General features: G+C 36.0%; 13 protein-coding genes. 11 read left to right on the top strand and 2 right to left on the bottom strand.

All coding sequences use genetic code 11. The features are described 5' to 3' along the window. The first annotated feature begins 12 nt into the window (after positions 1 to 12). The 10 genes from DFQ03_RS07090 (at position 13) to DFQ03_RS07050 (ending at position 23095) form a co-directional block, all read left to right on the top strand. On the top strand, positions 13 to 12357 hold the full coding sequence (locus DFQ03_RS07090) for a T9SS type B sorting domain-containing protein (protein WP_243834442.1): 12345 nt from the start codon (positions 13 to 15) through the stop codon (positions 12355 to 12357). A gap of 179 nt (positions 12358 to 12536) precedes the next feature. Next, positions 12537 to 12866 carry a hypothetical protein gene (locus tag DFQ03_RS07085; protein WP_133672469.1) on the top strand — a complete coding sequence of 110 codons (330 nt, stop codon included), beginning with the start codon at positions 12537 to 12539 and terminating at the stop codon, positions 12864 to 12866. 297 nt (positions 12867 to 13163) lie between these two features. Then, positions 13164 to 13322 carry a hypothetical protein gene (locus DFQ03_RS18780; RefSeq protein ID WP_166637450.1) on the top strand — a complete coding sequence of 53 codons (159 nt, stop codon included), beginning with the start codon at positions 13164 to 13166 and terminating at the stop codon, positions 13320 to 13322. Between the two features lie 359 nt (positions 13323 to 13681). After that, a complete protein-coding gene (locus tag DFQ03_RS07080) occupies positions 13682 to 14224 on the top strand; it encodes a DUF11 domain-containing protein (RefSeq protein ID WP_133672468.1) in 543 nt (180 codons plus the stop codon). Positions 14225 to 14290: 66 nt separating this feature from the next. After that, positions 14291 to 15193, top strand: a complete 903-nt coding sequence (locus tag DFQ03_RS07075) for an ABC transporter ATP-binding protein (RefSeq protein WP_133672467.1) — start codon at positions 14291 to 14293, stop codon at positions 15191 to 15193. A gap of 12 nt (positions 15194 to 15205) precedes the next feature. Further along, positions 15206 to 16039 carry an ABC transporter permease gene (locus DFQ03_RS07070; protein ID WP_133672466.1) on the top strand — a complete coding sequence of 278 codons (834 nt, stop codon included), beginning with the start codon at positions 15206 to 15208 and terminating at the stop codon, positions 16037 to 16039. 137 nt (positions 16040 to 16176) lie between these two features. Further along, entirely contained in the window at positions 16177 to 17904 is a 1728-nt protein-coding gene (locus DFQ03_RS07065; RefSeq protein WP_166637445.1) for a T9SS type B sorting domain-containing protein, read from the top strand. Between the two features lie 62 nt (positions 17905 to 17966). Next, the gene (locus tag DFQ03_RS07060) at positions 17967 to 19385 is read left to right on the top strand and encodes a T9SS type B sorting domain-containing protein (RefSeq protein WP_166637444.1); all 1419 of its coding nucleotides are present in this window, start codon (positions 17967 to 17969) and stop codon (positions 19383 to 19385) included. A 59-nt stretch (positions 19386 to 19444) separates the two neighbouring features. Next, entirely contained in the window at positions 19445 to 21433 is a 1989-nt protein-coding gene (gene uvrB, locus DFQ03_RS07055; protein WP_133672463.1) for an excinuclease ABC subunit UvrB, read from the top strand. Between the two features lie 135 nt (positions 21434 to 21568). Next, complete coding sequence (locus DFQ03_RS07050; RefSeq protein ID WP_133672462.1) at positions 21569 to 23095, top strand: M20/M25/M40 family metallo-hydrolase; 1527 nt, start codon at positions 21569 to 21571, stop codon at positions 23093 to 23095. Between the two features lie 75 nt (positions 23096 to 23170). On the opposite strand, the gene DFQ03_RS07045 is transcribed toward DFQ03_RS07050, so the two are convergent. Next, positions 23171 to 23596: an Hsp20/alpha crystallin family protein gene (locus tag DFQ03_RS07045; RefSeq protein WP_133672461.1), complete on the bottom strand. Its 426-nt coding sequence runs from the start codon at positions 23594 to 23596 to the stop codon at positions 23171 to 23173. 205 nt (positions 23597 to 23801) lie between these two features. On the opposite strand from DFQ03_RS07045, the gene DFQ03_RS07040 reads away from it, so the two are divergent. Next, positions 23802 to 25070, top strand: a complete 1269-nt coding sequence (locus tag DFQ03_RS07040) for a DUF2254 domain-containing protein (protein ID WP_133672460.1) — start codon at positions 23802 to 23804, stop codon at positions 25068 to 25070. On the opposite strand, the gene DFQ03_RS07035 is transcribed toward DFQ03_RS07040, so the two are convergent. Beyond that, positions 25067 to 25468, bottom strand: coding sequence for a TerB family tellurite resistance protein (locus DFQ03_RS07035; protein ID WP_133672459.1), 402 nt, complete (start codon positions 25466 to 25468; stop codon positions 25067 to 25069). The two genes, DFQ03_RS07040 and DFQ03_RS07035, sit on opposite strands and share 4 nt — an antisense overlap. Positions 25469 to 25693 lie beyond the last annotated feature (225 nt).

The following is a 25693-nucleotide window of genomic DNA, read 5'->3' as shown; positions in this document are numbered from 1 at the left end:
GAAACCATACCAATGATTACTCAGATAAAATCGAATATTAAATTTCTCTTATTTTTTCTAATTGCTTTCAGCTCATTTTTGGGTACTGCGCAATTAAGTGATCTTCATTATTTACCACCAATGAAGCAGGGTCAAAACAACGCAGGTATACAGAACCAAGCAATATATTTATCTACACCAGAAACCACACCTTTCAATGTTTATGTGTATCGAGGTACTTCTAACACCGTTGAAAGAACTATAACTATAGATAATCTTAACCCAGGTGTTTGGACTTTAGGCAATGGAGATAATAATATTACCCTTGTAGACAACAATAATACCGGAGTAGTATTGAACAACAGTGGTTTGCGATTTATATCTGCTGGCGGAGAAAAATTCTATGTAAACTACAGAGGTAAATCTGGTTCACAAGCTGCATCGTTAACAGCCAAAGGTAGGCAGGCAATGGGTACTAATTTCAAATGGGGCGGTGTGCCTAACAAAGGTACGCATTCTTCCAAGTCCAATACCTTGGGTATTATGGCAACAGAAGACAATACTACTGTTGTATTATCTGGTTATGACCCTGGTTGTGAATTTAGAGTAGGTACCAATAGGGCAGGTATTACAGCCAATTCACATACCATAACCTTAAATGCAAACGAATCTTTTGTCTATGAAACCTACATAGGAACTAATTACACCAAAGCTCATGAAGATGGTTGGATCGGTGCATCCATAGTTTCAACAAAAGATATCGTTATAAGTAATGGTTCTATAAATTTCGGTAGTCAAGATAACCAAAGTCACAGAGATGCAGGTATAGATCAACCAGTACCTATTAATAAATTAGGGAAAGAATATGTATTTATTAGAGGAAACGGAAACACTAACGGTCTTACTGAATTTCCTTTAATCATCGCAACCGCAGATAACACACAAATATTCGTAAACGGAAGCACTACTCCCATAGCCACAATTAATAATGGCGAATATTATAAGATTCCGAGTAACCATTATTCATCAAACTCTGTTGGTGCAAATTTACTTGTTCAAACATCTAAAGATGTATATGCTTATCAATCTATGGCAGGATCAAGCAATTTATATACTCAAGGTCTAAACTTTGTTGCCCCTGTCAACTGTTTGTTACCAGATGTAATGGACAATATACCTGATATTAGAAATATTGCAGGAACAACTGTAACCGGTGGATTAACGATTATTGCATCTGTTAACACTACAGACGCCAATGTTAAGGTATTTGAAAACGGAATTGAAATTTCAAAACCAGCTTCTGACCCTGTAGCCGGATCAGACGATTGGAAAACGTTCTACATACCTAATCTTGATGGAAATATCAGCGTAACATCAACCGGACCGATGGCCATTGGTTTTTTTGGGTATAATGGTGCACAAGGTGTTGCCGGTTATTTCTCAGGTTTTGACACCGTACCAGAAGTAGTTTTACAGATTAATGGGGGTACCTTAGGAGAATGTTTTGCTGGGTCAAGCATTTTTGAAGCATCAGATGATAATTTTGATGCTTACCAATGGTTTTTTGATGGCGAAGCCATACCCGGAGCTAATGCTTTCGATTATGCAGCAACAGTTGCAGGTGACTACTATGTAAGAGGAACAAAAGGACCTTGTACCTACGATTCACAAACCATTAAAATTTTCTATTGTGAACCAGATGTTCAAATTGAAAAAACAGTTGACAAACCTGAAATAATTGAAGGAGAAACTGCCACTTTTACAATTAGGGCAGAAAACTTATACTTTAATGATATTACCAATTTACAAATAACAGATAATATCCCTGACGGTTTAACTTTAATGGAAGCATCAACAATTACCGGGTCTTTCAACGGAAGTGTTTGGAATATTGGTACATTGGAACCAGGAGAAGTTGCATTTTTAACTCTAGAGGTAACAGGAAACGAAATTGATACGCTTCCTTTAGTAAGTTTAACGAACACAGCATATAATACACAAGACCAAATAGACGCAAACATTACAGAAGATAATACATCTGCACATATTCTTGTACATAACGATTTTGATAAAGACGGTATCATTGACATAATCGATTTAGATGACGACAATGACGGTATTTATGATGAAGATGAGTGTGAAACATTATCTGTTAATATAAACAACGGTAACACCGTAACCAGCGAATTACTGAGTGTTAATAATTACTTGATTCTTGATATTTATGAGTTAGACAATTCATTTACCCTAAATATTAACGGTAATGATGTTGCGGGAGAAGTGCAGTTTGAAATTAATACCGCTGGCAATACTGTTAGATTCTTAGATGGCACAAGGTATGGGCAAAATGGCAATCCAAATATTTGGACTATTAGTGGATCTATTGGTAATCCGGTATTGCGAGTTATCATTGATCAAAATGGAAAATTTGAACTTTTCGCAAAAAGAACCACCAGCAGCCCTCTCGAAGTAATGGTATTGGATACACCTGCAAATACAATTTCTTGGAATACATCTGGTGCCAATTCAGTTACCATAGGCCAAGAACAAAAAGGACCTACAGTATTGAGAGGTAATCTTTTAACCGCAGGTTGTGATTCCGATAGTGATAGCTACCCAGATTCGTTAGATTTAGATAGTGACGATGATGGTTGTAGCGATGCCAACGAGTTCTATAAAAACGATGCCACTGACGGTGGTGATGGCGGAGAATATGGTACAGGAGTTCCTGTAGTTGACCCAACAGATGGTACCATAAATGCAGCATCTTACAACCAAGTATTTGCACCAGTAATCGTATTGGGCAATACATCTGAATTATTGGGCGGTACCGATATCAATGGACAAGATGTTGATTTAGGAGACACTTACAATTATGTATTAAGATTTCAAAATACAGGTGATGACGATGCAACCGATTTCACCATAAAAAATATACTACCAGATAATGTAAATCTAGACAATATTAATATTGATGATGCACCTGGTGTTACTAGTAGTTATATAGAAAGTACGCGAACTATAGAGTTCGCAATCCCAAATGATTTAGTTCAAATAGGTGATCCAGAATATAAAATTAAAATGACTGTTTCTGTCGCAGGTGACTGTTCTGAGTTTGTTGCTGCCTGTGCTTCTCAATTAGAGAATCACGCTTATGCAGAATATCAAGGTACGCTGAACACTAATACATTTTCAGATGAAGATGGCAGTAACCCTGCAGGTGCTTGTACCACTACTTTAGAAGTAGCGGCTAACAATGTTTCTGACGCATTGGCAAATTGTAATGTTGCACGTACCGTAGAACTTTGTGGTGCTAGTGGAACACTTTCTGCAGGTTTAGGTTTTGACACCTACACTTGGGCAATAGATACGAATAATAATGGAGCCATAGATTCTGGAGATACTATTTTAAATGACGGTACTTCAAACACGTTGACCGTAACAACTGTAGGTAATTATATTGTTGAAAAAACATCAACGGCAGGGTGTGCCAGTCATACTGAATTAATCACCGTAGAAAGATATGGAGAAACACAGACCAACCCAATTATCAGTTACTTAAATCAAGTAAATAGTGATAGTAACCCTGATAATGATATTCAGGGTGAAACAGTTTCTTGTTCCAATGATAATAGTGATATGCCCCATATATTTCTATGTGGTGATACTGATAGTGCATTTATTCAATTAGGTATTACCGATGCTTTATCCATTAAATGGGAAAAACTTGATGAGACCAGTTGTAATGTTGCTACTTGTGGCGATGTAAGTGATAACTGTGCAAATTCTAATGGTGGATGGACATGGAACGAAGAAACAGATGCCGATAATTTTACGGTAACAGAAAGTGGTAAATATAGAGTGGTTATCGGTTATGAAGGCGGATGTTTTAGTAGATTCTATTTCAATGCTTATCAAAATACTTTAGACATTCCTGAGCCAGATTCATCTGATATCATTTGTGACACCGAAGGTTCTATTAGAGTAATTAATTTAGGTAGCGGTTACGGTTATCAGTTATATGATGTTGAAAACAATTCTATCGCAGTGCCTTTTAGTGCTGGTCAAGGTCCGAATTTTGCTATCGCAACTAGCGGTACCTATATAGTACAGATTGCACAACTTAATCCATCAACGGGTGCTCCAATAGAGAACAGTTGTGTATTCGAAACTGAAGAAATTGGTATTGCCGAAAGAATTTTTGAAGTAACCCCTAGCACTACCCCTTTTGATTGTAACGATACGGGAACAATTTCTATACAGGCCTTAAACGTTTCGCCAGAGTATAGCTATGAGCTTTACTTTGACAATGGTAGTGGTGGCAAAGGAGCTTTGGTAGCCAACAACTTAGTTTCGTCTGATAACACGCATACATTTACAGGTCTTGCAGCAGATGACTATGTTATTGTAACCTCTACTATAGATGGTTGTACAGATGAGCAAACTATTACCGTAGACGAAATTCCTGAACTACGATTAACAGCTACAAACCAAGAAAATATTACATGTACCGCCGGTGTTATCAACTTAACTCCGTCAGGTGGAACTACGGATTATGAATTTGCAATTTATAGTAAAGATGGTATAGCTCCATATGCTGATGAAACTACTATTCCAGATTCTGATTTTACATCAAATTCAACATTTTTATTCGGATATGAAGGAACACCTTCAACATATATACCTAATAAAGATGGAGAATATATATTTGTAATCAGAGATGCTAACGGGTGTTATGGCTTCTCTAATATAGTAACAATGGAAGATTTGGGTACAATCGCAATTGGTGCATCAAACTCAGCTATTACCTGTGCAGATTCTTCTACAGCTGTATTGACGATTAATGCATCTGGTGGTAATGCCCCTTATAAATATAGTCTTGATGGTGGTACTACTTACCAAACAGAGAACTTTTTCAACAACATTTCAGCCGGTAATTATACTATTACAGTTATGGATTCTAGTGGTACAACTGGTAATGGTTGTATAGAGACTTATGAATATGAAGTTACCCAACCATTTACATTAACAGCATCACCTTCTATTATAGAAGATGCATCTTGCGATACTTCTGGCGCTGCAACACCTAATGCTCTAGTAAAGATTTTAAATGGTAGTGGCGGTCAAGCTCCCTACCAATATAGTTTTGACGGTGGTGGTACTTTCTCTTCAGTTGACCAGCAACGTTTAACTCCAGGCTCCTATCAATTAGCTATAAAAGATGCTTTAGGTTGTTTCACAGATTTAGAAATTACGGTACCTAGCGCTGCTATTGATCCTACTTTTACTAATGATATTACATATGAATGTGATGGAGTCGGCGTAGTTACAATTACCCCATCAAACACCACAGACTTTACATATACCTACAAATTAAACGGTACGGATAACACTCCATTAGATAGCAATATTTTCAACAATGTCGCTTCTGGTACACAAACCATAACAGTAGGTTATACGAGTTCTATAGCTGCTGATCAAAGTACATTATTCCTTGAAAATTTTGGAGCTGGTGTTACTACACAGATAGCAGAAATAGGAGCAGGATATTGTTATGAACCACAAAACGGAACAGATACGGATTGTAATTTAGGTCCTGCAGGAATTCTTGTAAATGCTGAATATGCTGTTACGAACAGAATAACCAACCCAAATGCTTCTTGGAGAAGTCCTAATGACCATTCAGGTATAACAGATGGTAGGTTTATGGCAATTGGGGTAAGTACATCAGCAGGCAATAATAATATTTTATGGTCAAGAACGGGATTAGAAGCTCTTGCCAATCAAGATATCACCATATCATTCTACGCATATAATATTTTAATAGATAATGCTTCAGGCAACGACCCAGAAGTATTGGTAGAATTAGTTGATGGTTCTGGTAATGTAATCAGTAGTCAAGCAACAGCAGCTATTCCACAAAACAACGATGCAGATGACTGGCATTTGAGAACAGTTACATTTGATCCTGGTGCAAATACTGCAGTTGGTGTTGTATTACGTACCAATCTTGATAGTGATAATGGTAACTTCTTGGTACTAGATGATATTCAGGCTTCGCAGACTCCAGAGTTATGTGAGAAAACTGAAGACATTACAGTTATTGTAGAATCTGGTAAAACTTTTGAAGTAGCAATTTTAGGTAGTACCGACCCTAAATGTAACGGTAGCGATAATGGTAGTATTCGTTTTGAGGTTTTAAATTTTGACCCTGCTTTCGGATATCAATATTCCATAGACGGTGGTACAACTTGGACGACGGAAACAACATCTCCAATTACAACATCTTCTACCCTTGCAGATGGTACGTATTCTATTATGGTCGAAAAAATAGACGATAATACATGTACGGCAATCTCAGCGACGACAGTCACCTTAATATCGCCAAATGCGTTAACGGCAGATATTCAACAAATGGCAGAGTTCACCTGTTTTAATACTGGTGCCACTTTACAAGCATCTGCTACAGAAGGTACACCAGGGTATGAATATCAATTAGAATTAACCGATAACACTATGGTTAGGGCTTTTAGTACATCAGCACAATTCTTGAATGTACCAGCTGGCGAGTATCATGTTAGGGTTAGAGATCAGAATAATTGTGAGGCAGTGTCCGTTTCTACTGTGACCGTAATTCAACCAGAAACTATTGCTTTTGATTTAACAGCCACACAGTGTTATGACGGTCAAAACAACGGTACGGTAACCGCTACTGTTACTGATGGTAATGGTAATTACTCATTTAGAATTAATGGCGGAGCTTGGCAAACACCTTCTCCTATTACAGAAGTAACATATACATTTAGTAACCTATCTGAAGGTACATATGATGTTGAGGTAAATGACCAATATGGTTGTGCTTCAGCTATTCAATCAATAACCATAGCTCCCACAATTTCTCTTAGTGTAGTTCCTGTAAATGCAAGTTTATGTGCCGATGGTAGTTTGACGGCAACAGCTTCAGGCGGAGACAACAATTTCATGTATGCATTTATTCCTTCAGGGAATACAGTTACTGATGCTGATTTCTCTACTAGTAATTCGGCAGCAATTGCGCTAGCAAATATTGGGGATTATGTCATTTACGTAAGAGATAAGGCAAATGCTACCGATGCTTGCCAGACAATGGTAACCGAAACTATTGCTGCCAACCCGGTATTGGACATATCAGCAGTAGCAACAGACCCAGATTGTCATGATGGCACAGGTAATATTGAAGTAACCATCAATGACGGTCTTTCTCCTTTCGATTACCGATTGGTAGATGTTACTAACGGTACACCAGATCAAGTACAAACTGATGTCATAGGAACCACTAAAACATATTACAATCTTGGTTCAGGTAATTATGAAGTTGTTATTACCGACGAAGCAGGATGCTCAGAAACTGAATTTGTGACAATAACTGCACCAATTGAATTAACTGCCGATGCAGAAGGTAGAACTCCGATAGCATGTACAGGTGATCCAAATGATTTCGGATTTGATATTCTAAATTATCCAACCACAATTGGCACGCTAGAATTTAGTGATGATGGTGGTACAACTTGGCAAACATCTGATCAGTTTAGGGGCTATACCTCTGGTCAAGAAGTTGAACCCTCTATAAGAACGGTAGATGGAAGTGGAAACACCATCTGCAAGACAGATTTACCAAGAATAATAATTCCTTTTCCATTAGATGATCTGGACATAACTATACTGCCGATCATTGTAAATTGTAATGAGCTTCAAGTAAGTGTTCGTGGTCAAAATGGTACTGCACCTTATGAATATACATATTCAGAGGATCCAGCTAACTTTAACTTAGTTACTCCTGTTAACGGATGGACTACACCGTATGCCGCAGGTACCACACACACATTTAATAATTTAGTACCAGGTAGAACCTATGCGTTCTATGTTAGGGATGCCGTTGGTTGTGTAAGACAAAGTAGTGTTAACGTAAATGATATCATTACCAACCCTATGGATATTACTTCAGTTATCACGCCGGCTTGTGAAGGCTCAAGTAACGGAGAGATAAGTTATACTATTGTAGATACCGATGGTAGCATAGAACCTGACATGGAATGGTTTCTATATGATATTGATGGTAACATTGTTAGATCAAGTGGAGGTATTATTAGTTTTTCAAGTACCATTGACATCATAAGCTTACCAGAAAATGAATACTACATTGAAGTACAACAATATAATGGCGGAACACCACAATGTATCAGTGCAAGTGAAAATGAGATTCTAGAAATGTTGGATGAAATTACAGGAGACACCCAATCTATTCAAGATATTTCTTGTGAAAGCCCTGGGTTAATTTTAATTGACAACCTACAAGGTGGTGGTGGTAATTACTTCTATACCATTACAGGTCCTGCTCCTTTTGCTAATATAACAGCAACAGGCGATAACCCTATAGAGATACCGGCAGGTTCTCCCGCAGGAACTTATACGGTTGATGTAGAAGATCAATTCGGTTGTTCGTATTCTCTTAATGATGTTAATATGATTTTTACGGCCGCGCCAATTATTGTTGATGTGGTAATTGCTAATTGTGATACAAATGCGTCAGTTACTATTAATGCCACTGGTACAGGAACTATTCTTTATTCTATTGATGGTGGTAGTACATACCAAAACAACAACGGGACCTATAACACAGTACCTGCAGGTAATTATGATGTGTATGTTAAAGATGAAACTGGTTGTACAGATACAATAAATATAGATGTTCATCCTACCCTACAAGCTTCTGCAAGCTTAGATCAACAGTTAGGTTGTGGTGCCGGTTTTGAGGCAGAAATAGCTATTGAAGGTATTTCAGGTTCTGGAAATTATGAGTTTGAGATTCTTGATAGCTCATCAAATGATGTTGAAACACGACAAACTCTTACAGGTGGTACAATGAATGTACCTGTTAGCGTACCAGACAATACAATAGATACAATTTACACCGTAAATGTTTATGATATTGGCACTGCTTCTCCAAATTGTAGTAGAACTTTTGCAGTAACTATTCCTGCGGCCATACGTCCAGATTTTACGGCTACTCCTATTGAAGTTAGTTGTTCCGGTGCTAATGATGGCAGCATAGAATTGGTTCAGGTAAATAATGGTAACAATCCGTTAACTTATGACTTAAGCCCAATGCCTGCAACTGCATCTTGGAATGCGGGTACACAATCTTACATTGGTCTACCAGGTGGTTCATATGATGTCACCGCTAGAGGTCCAAATAACTGTACTACAGTAAAAACTATAATTGTTGATGAAAATATAGGTATCACATTTACCGCCCCTGTTCCAGTTCAATTTGCATGTACAAACGGAAACGACACCAACAATGCTACAATTACCATAAACCCAGGCACTATTAATGGTGGAAGCGGAACTTACAATCGCTTTGAATTTATAAATGATGCAACTTCAGATATCCTTCAAAACAGCAGTAGTTTAACGTATACTCATACTGATGCCGCTGGTGCAGATATTATTGTTCGTGTATATGATAACAAAGGTTGTTCGGCCGAGCACTTAGTTACCATAAATCCTTATGATATTTTTGTTGATGCAACAATTAACGTAGACAGAGATTTAGATTGTGTAAACAGTGGTGAAAACATTACTGTTAATGTAACTAGTACAGTTACGAACACCACCGCCAATCTTGCTAATTTTGAGTTTAGAATATTACCATCTACAACATACCAAACAGGTGATAACGTATTTACGAACTTGGCAATAGGAAGCTATACAATTGGTATTAAGAATGTAACTACGGGTTGTGAAATAACACGAACTCATATCGTAGAAGACCCTAATACATTCAATATTGAAGTCAATAAACTTTCTGATTTAGTATGTTTTGGAACAGATGGCGCTATTGAGGTAACGTTTACCGATGCTACTTATATTGGCGACTTCAACTGGGAAGTTTTAAATGCCGACGGAACAGCCACAACACGCACAGATGATGCAGATACTTTTACAGGAACAGGAACAACAGCTTCTATTCCGGTAGCAGCAGGTAGCTATATCTTGAGAGCTTCACAAGTTGGAACTCCTGAATGTATTCAAGAAAGATCATTTACGATTACATCACCTAGTGCAGCAATTACTTTAGCGACAATAGAAACAAAAGATGTTGGTTGTAGTAATGATATGGGTAGTGCAAACATTACTCCTAATGGAGGTAAAGCACCTTTCAATATTGTATTGACACATGTAAGTTCAACAACTACCTACACGGCAAACCAAGTTAACAGAAATTTATTTACAGGTTTAAGTGATGGTCAATATACAGTAGAAATTACCGATAGTTTAGGTTGTACAGAAACCTTTACCAATGCGTTTACGTTGACTCCGCCTGAACCAATTGTTGCAAATATTCAATCAGTTATAGGTCTAGAGTGTGAAGGTGATACGGACGGAATAATTACGGCAGCGTTTACGCCAAGATCCGTATCAACAAATTACAGATACATTCTTAAAACATATGATGGCAATGGTACAGGTGCTAACCTTTTACAAACATCTAGCTCACAGACTACAGCAACATTCACGAATTTAAGATCAGGATATTACAGTGTTACTATTCTAGATGACCTAAACTGTTCTGATGAAACGAACATTTTTGAAATTGCCGAACCAGTAGAAGTTAGAGGTCAACTTGTAACTGAGCAAAGAGCAACTTGCTTAGATGATGCACAACTTTTATTAACAGCTTCTGGTGGTACGGGCCCATATATGTGGAATACAGATGGTACATCGGCATTCAACGCTATGAATGAAACCAACGGACCTAACACCCATTTATTTACAGGTGTTCTACCAAATACATATCAGTACTATATTCAAGATAGTTTTGGTTGTGTATCGGTTATAAGTAATAGCGTTACTATAAATCCGATAATTCCTTTGACTGTTACTTTAGATAACGACAACCCAACAATTAGTTGTAACGGTGACGATAGCGGAGTTATCAATGCAGAAGCACAAGGTGGATTGGGTAATTATCAATATGCATTATTTTCTGATGCAGGTTTAACCAATGAAATTCGTGCAAATCAACCAACAGGTCTGTTAACAGATTTATTGGCTGGTTCGTATTATGTAAGAGTTCAAAGTGATGATTGTGAAGTAACATCTCAATTAATTTCGATTACCGAACCAGAAGAACTTCTTATAGACACCGCAAATACCACTATTAACGATGTCACCTGTAATGGGCAGGAAGATGGTAGCATTACCGTGAATATGCTTGGAGGATCAGGTACATACCAATATGCAATTTCACCTAACCTAGATCGCTTTAGTGATGACAACACTTTCGATGAATTGACACCTGGTGATTATATTATTATAGCACAAGATTCTAATGGTTGTTTTGAGCTAATTGAAGCTACCATTGTAGAGCCAGATGTTTTAGAAATAACAACAGAAAGCACCCCTGAAATTTGTGTTGGTGAAGAAGATGGTACAATTGATTTAACTATAATTGGTGGTACTGCCCCATATAGCACTCGTTTAGAAAACGAAACAGATTTTGTTCAAGACAGATTAAACTTTACCAACTTAGCAGCTGGTGATTACATCATCTATATAGAAGATGCGCAAGGTTGTGAAGAAACAATAATAGTTACTATTGACCCAGGTGTTGATCTTGGAGCAACAGTTGATCCGGTTTATGGCTGCAATGGCACATTCCCTAGCAACTATGTAAATATTGTTTTAAATGATCCAAGCATAGAAAATGATGTACTATTTGGTTTAGATACTATAGATCCATTAGAAATGCAATTGACTCCTATCTTCAGAGAGTTGACTCCGGGTACTCATTATATCAGTATTTCTCATGCAAATGGTTGTTTAACCACGTATGATGTTGAAATATTGGCATTCGATCCTCTTGAAATGACCGTAGAAGAAAGTAACATTAATCAGATCACTGCTACCGTAACCGGAGGTAGAGAAAACTACACCTATTATTTAGATGATATAGATATGGGGTCTGAAAACGTATTTTACATTACCGAAACAAATACATATGATGTTACCGTAGTTGATGAAAACGGATGTGAGTCTACTGCCAGTATATTCATTGAGTTCATTGATATTGAAATTCCTAATTTCTTTACACCGAACGGAGATGGGGAAAATGATTTTTGGACCCCAGAAAATATTGAGATATATCCAGAGATTTTCATCAGCGTCTATGATCGATATGGTCGTTCAGTTTACACCTTTAAGGATAATGAAGATGGATGGGACGGATTCTATCTAAATGCAGAATTACCGACAGGAGATTACTGGTATGTCATAAAATTAAATGGTGCAGCAGACACAAGAGAATTTGTAGGTAATTTTACCCTTTATCGATAAACAACTTAACAGAGGTAGCTGACTCCGTTACCTCTTGTTTTTTCTGGCGATAACCACTTTAAACAATCGTTTTACAACTATTAACTGTGATATAATGACGATTTAAGTTTCTTTAATTTTCAATACTTATTCCTGGCAAGCTTATAATGAAGTAAAAGTTTTTTTTACTTATTTTATTGATGATGGTTTCCGCAACTGGCTTTTCCCAGCTAAGTGACCTTCATTACTTACCGCCGTTAAAAAAGGGTAGTAATAACTCATCAATTAACGAACAAGCCATTTATCTTTCAACTCCAGAAACAACCTCATTTACGATTAACGCTTATATTCGAATAGCTACAACACCAGACGCAACATTCTCTATTTCTAATATAGCTCACAGGGAATTTACATTGGCCAATGGTGACAACAATATTACTATGGTACAAAATGCCAATAAAGGGGTTGTTATTAACAGTAGCGAACTCCGATTTGAATCTCCGGGCGGACAAAAATTTTATGTAAATTAAGGAGGTACTTCTTCAGCACATGCAACATCTTTAACTTCTAAAGGAAGGCAAGCCTTACGTATAAAATTTAAATGCGGCGGTGCGCCAAATTATGCAACTACTTCAGATATATCAACATCTTTAGCTATTAAGGCAATAGAAGATAATACGGTAGTAGATATTACCGGTTATGATTTTGGTTGCGAATTTCGCTTGCAGAACGATAGAGATGGAACTACAAGTGATAATATTCAAATTACTTTAAACAAAAATTAAAGTTTTGTGCTATAAGCCTATACTAATGAAACTTCGGCAAACATAGACGGGTGGCTAGGGGCATCAATCGCTGCAACAAAAAACATTGCCATTAGTAATGGTGGTTTAAATTACGGGGTAGCATCCAGCTCATCAAGCAGCAGAGATGCAAGTATAGACCAACCAGCACCTATAAATAAAATTGGTAAAGAGTATGTATAACAGAGGAAATGGTCAAAATAGTACAGAATTTCCAATTATTATCGCTACTCAAAATAATACGGACATTTTTGTTAAAAACACTGCCAGCTTCTTTACCAGTAGCAGGATCTACAGATAGGAAGACATTTTATATTTCTAACCTTTAAGGAAATGTAAGTTTACAATCTACTGGACCAATTGCCGTAGGTTTTTTCGGTGTAAATGCCTATCGTGGAATTGCGGGTTATTTCTCAACATTAGTCAATGTTCCAGAAGTTGACCTAGAAGTTAATGGAGGCGGATGCTTAACTGATGCGTGGATTAGCGAAATTGATGCCGATTTTGATGCGTAGCAATGGTAAGAAAACGGAACTTTTGTACTGAGGGCAATATTTTCAAGTTACAATCCTAGCGAGGCGGGCGATTATTTTGTAAGGGTTACCAAAGGTAGTTGTACCTATGATTATCAACCTATTGCAGCTTATTATTGTTTACCCGATATTATTATTAAAAATATTACAGATACAAAAACCGTTACTGATGGAGATTCGGTAACTTTTACCATTACTGTAGAAAGTCTTGGTATTAATCCGATTTCAAACCTAGCGATTAAAGATATATTACCTGATGGTATTTCTTTGCTCTCATCATCTGTTTCTAAAGGTAGTTTTACAGAACCTCAATGGTCTATTGGAAGCATGAACAATGGAGATTTAGAAACTTTAACACTGGTAACTCTAGTTACTTTGCCCTATTTCAGTACTTCAACTGCTACCCACACAAATAATATTAGTAATACTCAAGGTCAAACTGATAGTAATATAACTACAGATGAACCTTCAGAAACCGTAAGTGTTACTTTTAATACACCTACAAGAGTAATCACTAATAGAAGAATTACCTTCAGGGCAACAAGATTTTAACTTCTTATTGTAACAATCTTATACGTTTGTCGTCAAGTATACGTAACCAATCAAAAAACACTTGACGTGAGTACTATTTTAACAGTCAATAATCTTACTAAAAAATTCGGGTACCTTACTGCAGTAAAAGATTTATCGTTTACTATAGAAAAAGGCAATGTTTATGGAATTTTAGGTCCGAACGGTAGCGGCAAATCAACTACCCTTGGCATCGTTTTAAACGTAGTCAATAAAACCAGCGGAGAATTTGCTTGGTTTGGTGGCGATACCTCAACACATGAAGCTTTAAAAAAAGTAGGCGCCATCATCGAACGCCCAAACTTCTACCCTTATATGACCGCTTTGCAAAACTTAAAACTAGTTTGCAAGATTAAAGACGTATCCGAAGAAAAAATTGAAGAAAAGCTAGATATAGTTGGACTCTTAGATAGAAAAAATAGCAAATTCAGGACTTTCTCCCTTGGTATGAAGCAGCGTTTGGCTATTGCCTCTGCCCTATTGAACGATCCAGAAATATTAATTTTAGATGAACCTACCAATGGTCTAGATCCCCAAGGTATTCATCAAATCAGGGAAATCATTAAGACCATCGCAGCAAAAGGTACTACTATTCTTTTGGCATCACACTTATTAGATGAGGTCGAAAAAGTATGCTCGCATGTAGTTATTTTGAGAAAAGGCGAAAAGTTATATTCTGGCAGAGTAGATAGTTTACAAGCGAGTTTCGGTTTTTTCGAATTAAAATCTGACAACTTAGAAAAACTAAAATCATATTTGAGCACTAATGAAAATTTTGGTAGTATAAAACAAGAAAATGGTTTGGTCACGGCAATCTTGACTTCTGAATTAGATGCACAATCATTGAACAAATTACTTTTTGAAAAAGGCATTATCGTATCTCATTTAGTAAAACGAAAAGAAAGTTTAGAAGAACAATTTCTTGCCTTAACTAAAAATGCTAACGCCTAAAACACCACCTTCATGATACGATTACTTCAAATAGAATTTATAAAACTTTGGAACAATAGGGCTAGCAAAGTGTTGATTATCTCATACTTCGCACTTTTAACCTCTATCGCCTTGGTAGCTGCTATAAAATTTGACATCGGCCCTATAAAGTTTCATTTAGCAGATCAGGGTATTTTTAATTTTCCTTATATCTGGCACTTCAACACATTTATTACAGGGTTCTTCAAGTTATTTCTAGCCATTGTTATTGTTTCGATGATGTCTAACGAATACAGCAATAAAACGATAAAACAGAATCTAATTGACGGACTCTCAAAAAAGGAATTTATACTTTCTAAATTCTTGACCGTCATTACTTTTTCACTGGTCTCTACCTTATTCGTATTTATTGTTTCTCTAATTTTAGGCCTATTTTACTCAGATTTTACAGAAGTTTCTATCATTCTAAGCGATTTAGAGTTTATTTTGGCATTTTTCATTAAGCTAACCGGTTTCTTTTCTTTCTGTCTATTCTTAGGCGTTTTAGTAAAAAGATCAGCCTTTGCTCTTGGTTTTTTAATTCTTTGGCAAGTTTTTGAAGGTATTTTTAGAGGTATTATTCGATGGAAGTTTTTTGATGGAGAAACTACAGATACCATCATGGGCTTTTTTCCATTACAGGCAATGTTCAACCTTATCAAAGAACCGTTCTCACGTTTAGGTGCAGTACAATCTGTCGCAAACCAAATGGGTGAAAAACTCGCATTAGATTATTACATACATTGGTATGAAATTGTAATTGTTATGGCGTGGATAGCTATTTTCATTTACGGATCTTATGCTATTCTAAAAAAACGAGACCTTTAATTCATCTGCCGTAAAGGGTAAATAATCTTAATTAACAGCACACTAAAAGAATAGATTTTCATTTTGTAGTATATTGTATTGTTTACGAAAATGCTATGAAAAAAAAATGGGACATGAGAATATCCAAAATATTGGTTATGCCAATATTTTTCATAGCATTGCTATTCATTATTTTTAAATCTTCGGCACAAGAATGTCCCGCTCTTATAAATCCCGTAAATAGTTCTACCTTGGTTCCCGTAGATGCTACTATTAGTTGGGAAGCTGTTACAGGTGTACCTGGTTATATTATTTCACTAGGTACCACAGAAGGCGGCAATGATATTTTAAATGAGAGAAATGTTGGTTCTGCAACAAGTTACACCCCAACTACGGGCTTACCAGAGAATACCGAAATATTCGTTACCGTTACACTCTTTTTTTTCAATCAACCAAATATAACCTGCGATAGCCAAAGCTTTACGACGGCAGCCTTAAGTGAAGTTCCGCAATGTGTGTCATCTACTATCCCAACAAATAATGAGATAGATGTAAATACGGCAACTAATATTTCATGGAATGCAGTAGCCGGTGCAAGCGGTTATTTTTTAACAATTGGCACTTCTTTTAACGGTGGTGAAATTCTTGCCCGTACCGACGTGGCAAATACATTAAGCTATAATCCAGCTACAGATTTACCCGCGGAAACTGATATTTACGTAACAATTATACCCTACAACAGAATTGGTTTAGCAAATAGTTGTAGTCCATCAGTCTTTACAACAGCTGCGGCAGCGATATTACCTTTATGCACAAGTATGACCTCTCCTTTAAATGGAGAAACGAATGTACCTTTGAGTCCGACCTTGGAATGGAACGCAGTGCCGAATGCAGTAGGTTATAGAGTATCTATTGGAACCTCTCCTTTTGAAACGAATATCTTAGAAGATGCCATATTTTATAGGACCTCAACGGTCATTATTGATTTTGAACCCAACCGAACATTCTTTATATCCATCTATCCTTTTAACGAAGCAGGTGAAGCAATTGGTTGTACTCAAGAAACCTTTTCTACACTGGTCGGCTGCGGACCATATTTTGACCCTTTAAGTGGCGAATTGTTGGTATTGAATCCCGATTTAACTTTTCCTGATACCATTACAATATGTTTAGAAAATGACCTCGGTGTAATTATGGCAACTGATGAAGCAGACGGCTATCGGTGGTATAAATTAGATGATAGAGGAAATGAAACATTACTTTCAAGTACTGCAGAAGTTTTAATAGCTGAAGAGGGTGAATATATTTATGAAGCTTATGTAAATTTTGAGGACTCCGGTAGAACATTTGAATGTGCTTCGTCAAAAACATTTAAAGCAGAAATATCTCAAACCCCAGAAATAGAAAATGTTAGGGTACAAATAAGTGCGAACTCTCTTAACTATGAAATAAGTACTACCACAAACGGCAATTATGAATATGCGCTAGATACAATAGACGGACCTTATCAAAATTCTAATCGCTTTACAAACATTTCGCTACAAAACCATACCGTATACGTTCGCGATAAAGCTGGATGCGGAATTGCCGAACGTTTAGTTGAGCAAGATTTGACGGTGAACGGTTTTCCAAATTTCTTTACCCCTAATGGAGATGGTATCAATGATTATTGGCAGTTTATACCGCCTGTTGAAACGGGTGAAAACAATGTTTCAGTAATTTATATATTTGATAAATTCGGTACACTACTAGCCCAAATAGCACCAAATACAAATGGCTGGAACGGAAATTTAAATGGCAAAGCACTTCCCGAATCCAATTACTGGTTCAAAGCAATAGCCACCAATAATAAAATTATTAAAGGTCATTTTAGCTTGAAACGATAGCTGAATTAATTTATATAAAAATGAAAAAAATGTCTTTCTTCCTAAGGTTGATATGCCTCTTTTTGACAAATTCATTTTTTTATGGACAAGATTGTACAGAATTTTCATTTCCAAACAACGGTTCAGATAACGTTGAAGTAAACACTACACTAACCTGGACCGAAGTTTTAGGTTACAACGGCTATATTCTCTCAATTGGTACCACTCCGCAAGGCACTGAGATTTTAGATAGAAAACCTATTGGAACAAACCCTTTTTACACTCCGCCAGTTGGTTTCCCAGACAATACGACCATTTACGCAACATTAAGTTTAGTTCCGTATGACGGTCCGCCAATCAGCTGTGACGAACTTGTTTTTACAACAGTAGAAGTTACCACACCCCCAACTTGCTCCGTATTAATTACGCCAGATAATAATGCAGGTAGTGTAACCATTATCACAGATATTGAATGGGCATACGTACCGACAGCAACGGGCTATTATTTATCAATTGGCACCACACCGAATGGTAATGAAATAGTAAATAATCTTGATATTAACAATGATTTGAGTTATGACCCGCCAGATGATTTACCACAAAACTCAAATATTTATGTAAAAATTGAACCCTATAATGATATCGGAATAGCGACATCTTGTATTGAAGAGATATTCACTACTAGTTTTGCAGTATATGTTTGTGACCCCTACATTTCAGAAACTACCGGCGAGTTAATATATAGGGCTCCAATTATTAATTTACCCAATACAGTAGGTATATGCAGTGACGAACTACCTTATACCATATCATCAAACGATAATGCCGATGGTTTTAGATGGTATTTAACAAATATCGGTAGCGAAGAAACATTGTTATCAGAAACACAAAGTGTTGCAATTTCTGCACCTGGCAAATATAGATTTGAAGCGTATAATAATATAGCTACCGACGCGGGCGATATTGAATGTATTAGTTCTAAACTTATAGATGTAGTTGCATCGGAAGAAGCTACTATTACGGCAATAGAAATTACAAATACTGCACTTGGTAAAACTATAAATATTAATGCTACAGGTGGTGGTCAATATGAATACGCGTTAGATAACCGTGATGGACCATACCAAGACTCCCCCATATTTACCGAAATACTAGGTGGTAATCATTTTGCTTTTGTTCGAGATAAAAATGGATGTGGCATCACTCAAAGAACGGTTGATAGAGATATTACTAGAAAAGATTTTCCTTCCTTTTTCTCACCTAATGGTGATGGTATAAATGATTACTGGCAGTATACGCCACCTATTGAAAATTTTGAGGCAGTAATAGAAGTGATACACATATTTAATCAATATGGAAGTTTAATACAGCAAATTAACCCAAACAGTATTGGATGGGATGGCAATTTTAATAATAGAGAAATGCCACAATCTGACTATTGGTATAAAGCAAGTTTTCTTAATCAGAAACCAATAATGGGTCATTTTTCACTGATTCGATAGACTTAATGAATATTTGTATTGCACTCCTTTAAATCGCACTTCTTTCGTAATTTTACAGTATGAAATTCAAAGTAGTATCAGAGTTCAAACCCACTGGAGATCAGCCAAATGCTATCAAGGAATTGGTTAAAGGTTTAAATGAAAATGAAAAATACCAAACATTGTTAGGTGTTACAGGTTCAGGAAAAACATTTACTGTAGCCAATGTTATTGAACAAGTTCAAAAGCCAACATTAATATTAGCACATAATAAAACCTTAGCGGCCCAGCTATATTCAGAGTTCAAGCAGTTTTTTCCTGATAATGCCGTAGAGTATTTTGTGTCGTATTACGACTATTATCAACCAGAGGCTTTTATACCTACAAGTGGCGTTTACATTGAAAAAGATCTTTCTATTAATGAAGATATTGAGAAATTACGTCTAAGCACTACTTCGTCGTTACTTTCAGGCAGAAGAGATGTGATCGTAATTGCCTCAGTTTCCTGCCTATATGGTATTGGTAATCCGATCGAATTTCAGAAAAATGTTATCTCCATAAAAAAAGACCAGGTTATTGCTAGAACTAAGCTAATGCAACAATTAGTACAATCGCTATATTCTAGAACCATGGCAGATTTTAAAAATGGAAACTTTCGAGTCAAGGGAGATGTTGTAGATGTTTTTCCTAGCTATGCAGACCATGCCTATAGAATTCACTTTTTCGGTGATGAGATAGAGGAAATTGAGGCATTTGACCCGTTTAACAACAATATTATAGAAGTATATGAGAACCTAAATATATACCCTGCTAACATGTTCGTAACATCTAAAGATGTGTTACAGAATGCCATTCATAACATTCAAGATGATCTGGTTAAACAGATAGAGTACTTCAAGGATATCGCGAAACCACTTGAAGCCAAAAGACTAGAAGAGCGTACTAATTTTGACTTAGAAATGATACGTGAACTTGGGTATTGCTCAGGTATAGAAAACTATTCTCGATATTTAGATGGTCGTGAGCCAGGTACAAGACCTTTCTGCTTGTTAGATTATTTTCCCGATGACTACTTAATGGTGATAGACGAAAGTCACGTTACCATACCCCAGGTACATGCTATGTATGGTGGTGACCGTTCAAGAAAAGTAAATTTGGTAGATTATGGTTTTAGATTACCAGCTGCGATGGATAATAGACCATTAAAATTTGAAGAGTTCGAAGCGTTACAAAATCAAGTTTTATATGTGAGTGCAACACCGGCAGATTACGAATTACAATTAAGCCAAGGTGTATATGTTGAACAAGTGATTAGACCTACCGGACTTCTAGATCCAATAATTGAGGTAAGACCAAGCTTGAACCAAATTGATGATTTGGTAGAAGAAATACAAATTCGTGTTGAAAAAGATGAACGAACATTAGTCACTACCTTGACCAAAAGAATGGCAGAAGAGTTGGCCAAATATATGGACAGAATTAATATTCGCTGTAGATATATTCATAGTGATGTTGACACTTTAGAGCGCGTAGAAATCATGCAAGATTTGCGAAAGGGAATTTTTGATGTGCTTATTGGAGTGAATTTATTACGTGAAGGATTAGACTTACCTGAGGTTTCTTTAGTGGTTATTTTAGATGCGGACAAAGAAGGCTTTTTACGTAGTAATAGATCGTTAACACAGACCGTTGGTAGAGCTGCAAGAAACCTAAATGGCCGTGCAATTATGTACGCAGACAAGATAACGGCGAGCATGCAAAAAACCATCGACGAAACCAATTACCGAAGACAGAAACAGATACAATATAACACGGATCATAACATAAAGCCGAAAGCTTTAAACAAGAGTTTGGACAGTGTACTTTCCAAGAATTCAGTCTCTACATATCACTTCATAAAAGAGGAGTTGAGAGCTGCCGAACCAGACATGGATTATCTTACAAAAGAGCAAATTGAAATGCTCATAAAAGACAAAAGAAAGGCGATGGAAAAAGCTGCAAAAGAATTAGATTTTATGCAAGCTGCGAAGCTGAGAGATGAAATAAAGTCATTGCAAGAGCAAGAATAAGACCATTTTAAGCAAATTAGACCGTAACTTAAATTATCTACATTTAAGCTTCACCTTAAAAAACTTAAACTACTGGAAAATAAATATTTAAATAATATTTTTAGACAAGACTAAATTAAAAAAATACTATATTAAATGAAAAATTTAATAAATTTTTTGCTTATTTCAGCATGTATAAGCAGCAGTTTAAATAGCTTTTCACAGAAGTTAAAAAGCGATGACATTAGATTAATGGTCGATGAAAATTTCATAACCTCTACTACGAATTTACATCATTTTTTAAGATTACCAAATGACGGTAATTTTCCAGAACAAATTGAAAATAATAAAGCTTGGTGTGATAGTGTTTTTAAGAGTTTAAAATTCAAAACACAAACCTTAATTACCGAAGGCGCACCCCTACTCTTTGCAGAAAAAACGTTTCATAAAAATAGAAAGAGCATTCTTTTTTATTTACAAATCGACGGCCAACCAGTCGACCGTTCTGAGTGGTCTCAAAACGATCCTTTTGAACCCGTATTTAAGACCTTAAAAAATGGAGAATGGACTACGGAGGAATTTGATTTTTATCATAAAAACATGCCCAATGATGTGAGAATTTTTGCAAGGTCTGCATCCGATTCTAAAGGTCCGGCAATGTCATTAATTTCAGCATTGAAAATTTTAGAAGAACAACAAATCACTCCCGAATACAACATAAAAGTTATCATGGATTTCCAAGAGGAACTTGGTTCACCAGATTTACCAAAAGCTGTTCTTAAAAATAAAAACCTCTTACAATCAGAAATGCTTTTGATCATGGACGGCACAAGACATCTTTCTAATTTACCAACTTTGACATATGGTGCCAGGGGTATTACCACAGCCACAATTACCATTTTTGGTTCGACCGATGCATTGCATAGCGGCCAGTATGGAAATTACGCACCAAACCCAGTTTTTAAAGCAGCACAATTAATAAGTAGTTTCAAAAATGATAAAGGCATAGTTCAGATTTCTGGATTTTATGATGGTGTTCATCTATCTGAACGCGACAAAGAACTACTTAGTTCTATACCAGAAAATATGGACAGTCTAAATTCGAGATTAGGCATAGCTACATCAGAAAAGGTTGCAGAAAACTATCAAGAGGCATTACAATTTCCATCTTTTAACATTAGAGGCTTAAAAGCAGGATGGACAGGCAAGGAAGTCCGCACCCTAATACCTGAAGAAGTAATCATTGAAATAGATATGCGATTAGTACCTGAAACGCCCGGGGAAAGACAAATAGAATTACTACGGACGCATATTAAAGAAGAAGGTTTTCATATGGTCGACTCCATACCCACGAAAGAAGAAAGAGCAACTTATCCTAAACTTGTGTCACTAAATTGGAGAATTGGCTCAAAACCGTTTAGAACAGAAATGGATAGTTCTATCGGTGAGTTTTTAAACTCAGCTTTAACTAAAGTGTTCGGCAATACTGTAGTAAATATGAGAACCACTGGCGGATCTCAACCCATGGCACCTTTCATTGAAGCATTAGATATACCTGCGGTGTCTATTCGAATTCCTAACCCAGACAATAATATACATGCCCCTAATGAAAACCTAAGAATGGGAAATTATAAGGAGGGTATAATTTCATGTATTGCGGTATTAACTGAAAAATTACCATAAAAAAAGTGCTTTGATTTCTCAAAGCACTTCAACTAAACAACTCAAACCAACCTAATAAAACTTAGTAACTAAAACCTACTTTAACTCAATCATTCTTTTTGGCTTTGGTAAAGCCTCTTCTTTTTTCGGAAGGTTGAATTTTAAAATTCCATCTTCGTAGGTTGCCTCAATTTTATCTGTTGCAACTGTTTCAGGTAAAGTAAATGCTCTTTTAAAAGATGAGATACTAAATTCTTTTCTTGTGAAATTTTCTTTCACCTTATTACTCTCTTCCTTAATTTCTGCTGAGATTGTCAAAACAGCATCATCGATTTCTATTTTAAAATCATCTTTTACCCTACCAGGTACAAAAAGTTCTAATTCAAAATCTTTCTCATTTTCTTTTATGTTCACCGCTGGTACAGATGAACGTGAATTCTCAGTTCCACCAAACCAATCTGGTCTAAAAATCTCATTCATTAATGCCGGGAACAAAACATCATTTCTCTTTGTTAAACTCATAATCGTATTTTTTAAATAAATTAATTTAATAGTCGAAATGAATAGAACAAATCATGTACCAACCGAAATTATGCGTCATTTTGTCACCTATAATCTTTACAGTAATGTCATTTTGTCATTATTAGATTATACGAGGTTGTAATTTTAGCATATAAGACAGTTATCTGTGGACACATTCATTAGCTTTATATAGAGAATTTTCAGAATGGATAGACTAATTAACATTTTTCAGCAAATACGAACCAGAATTGCCTTTTATCCCACCATAATATCTTTAACGGGATTACTGTTGGCTTTTTTAATGATATACCTTGAACAAAAGAATATATCTGCATACCTCGTCGAGGTAACTCCTGCATTGGTAATCGACGACACCGACACCGCTAAAACCATTTTAAGTACCCTTATAGGTGGTTTAATTTCATTAACTGTATTTAGCTTCTCAATGGTTATGGTGTTATTAAATCAAGCGTCTAGTAATTTCTCACCAAGAGTGTTGCCAGGCATCATATCTGACCAGAAGCATCAAATTGTTTTAGGGTTATATATTGCAACGATACTTTATAATATATTTATCCTGATTTCTATAGAACCGACTGAAAACTCTTATCAAACCCCCGGCTTTTCGGTATTATTGGGTATTATTCTCGTAGTATTATGTTTGGCGGCTTTCATATACTTTATTCATCATATCTCTCAAGCGATACAGGTAGGAAATATTCTAACAGCTATTCATTCTAGAACAAAATCTGAAATAGCATCGATTATAAAGAAACAAGAGGTGAATACATTTGAGTTTCCGAATCATGAGTATTGGGAAACATATGAAATTACCGAAACAGGATATTTCTACGGAATACTTGATGATGACTTACTTGAGTTATGTAAAGAGAATGTTATAAAGATTACCATACAATTATATAAAGGACAATTCATTTTAGATGACACTATAGGGTTTAAAACTGAAAAGCCTTTAGATAACGAATTAAAGCAAAAGATAATAAGCACATTACTTTTTAGTAACGAGGAACTCATTGGTGAAAACTACATCTATGGCTTTAGACAAATTTCAGAAATTGGTGTAAAGGCAATGTCTCCAGGAATAAATGACCCAGGAACAGCTTTAAACACTATTGACTACCTAACTTCGCTCTTTTTAGATTTAATGCGTAAAGCAGATTTTGAATACCTAAGTGACGAAGAAGGTGAAAATTGGGCATTCATTAGAACTTCAAAATTTTCAGAAATATTATTTAATGTCATGGCGACCTATAGACTTTACTGTAAACATGATATTACAGTAATGAGAAAATTGATGCATATGCTCAAGACGCTTATAAATCATGTGATAAATTCCAATCAGCTAGAAGTTATAGAAGCGGAAATCCATGAATTAAAAGCAGATGCCAATAACAACATCGAAAACAAAAGAGATCTTAGCAAATTAGATGCAGATTTTATTTCTTGGTCTTAATTGTAGTGTGCTTTAAAAATAGTAATCAACACCTCTGGCGGCACTATTTTATTAGGGTACTTATGCATTATAGCAAGTACTTGCTGAATTGCACCAGGTGGCAAACCCATCTTTAAACCAATATCGTAAATTCTTTTAACCTCATTTATATCTTGCTTGTCATCAACGTTCATAAGCAACACCAACCTATGAAATTGTAAAAGACGTTCTGATTGAGATTTGGGGATTACATGCTCGACATTAGCTGTAAATAGACTATCAAAAGTTTTCTTGCTCACTTCTAATTGCTGTGCAACTGAAAAAAGAAAATCATATTCAGACTCCTTCACCTCGTTATTAACTTTGGCAAATGAAATCATTTCTGATAAAATACTTAACTTCTCTTTATTACTAGGCATATTCTTGTGTAACAAATTGATATTCAGATGCTACATATTTTTAACGTATAATTCAGCTATTTTATTTCATATAGGTCGATTTTACCATCCTAAAAAATGCACCAAGAAAAAGAATTTAATTTAAAAGGTTATTCGTTAATATTCAGTTTATTATTCACACAAAAAAAGCTTACTGTATTTTTATTCAAATTTTTAAACTACCTGAACGACGTACTATATTATACG

Source organism: Maribacter caenipelagi, from assembly GCF_004364175.1.
Classification (GTDB): Bacteria; Bacteroidota; Bacteroidia; order Flavobacteriales; family Flavobacteriaceae; genus Maribacter; species Maribacter caenipelagi.
This window is presented reverse-complemented; position numbering and strand designations above follow the sequence as displayed.

Excerpts from the sequence above, each read along its gene's own strand:
- DFQ03_RS07090 (WP_243834442.1), top strand. The coding sequence starts at position 13 with ATGATTACTCAGATAAAATCGAATATTAAATTTCTCTTATTTTTTCTA.
- DFQ03_RS07085 (WP_133672469.1), top strand. The coding sequence starts at position 12,537 with ATGATGGTTTCCGCAACTGGCTTTTCCCAGCTAAGTGACCTTCATTAC.
- DFQ03_RS07070 (WP_133672466.1), top strand. The coding sequence starts at position 15,206 with ATGATACGATTACTTCAAATAGAATTTATAAAACTTTGGAACAATAGG.
- DFQ03_RS07065 (WP_166637445.1), top strand. The coding sequence starts at position 16,177 with ATGCCAATATTTTTCATAGCATTGCTATTCATTATTTTTAAATCTTCG.
- uvrB (WP_133672463.1), top strand. The coding sequence starts at position 19,445 with ATGAAATTCAAAGTAGTATCAGAGTTCAAACCCACTGGAGATCAGCCA.
- DFQ03_RS07050 (WP_133672462.1), top strand. The coding sequence starts at position 21,569 with ATGAAAAATTTAATAAATTTTTTGCTTATTTCAGCATGTATAAGCAGC.
- DFQ03_RS07045 (WP_133672461.1), bottom strand. The coding sequence starts at position 23,596 with ATGAGTTTAACAAAGAGAAATGATGTTTTGTTCCCGGCATTAATGAAT.
- DFQ03_RS07040 (WP_133672460.1), top strand. The coding sequence starts at position 23,802 with ATGGATAGACTAATTAACATTTTTCAGCAAATACGAACCAGAATTGCC.
- DFQ03_RS07035 (WP_133672459.1), bottom strand. The coding sequence starts at position 25,468 with ATGCCTAGTAATAAAGAGAAGTTAAGTATTTTATCAGAAATGATTTCA.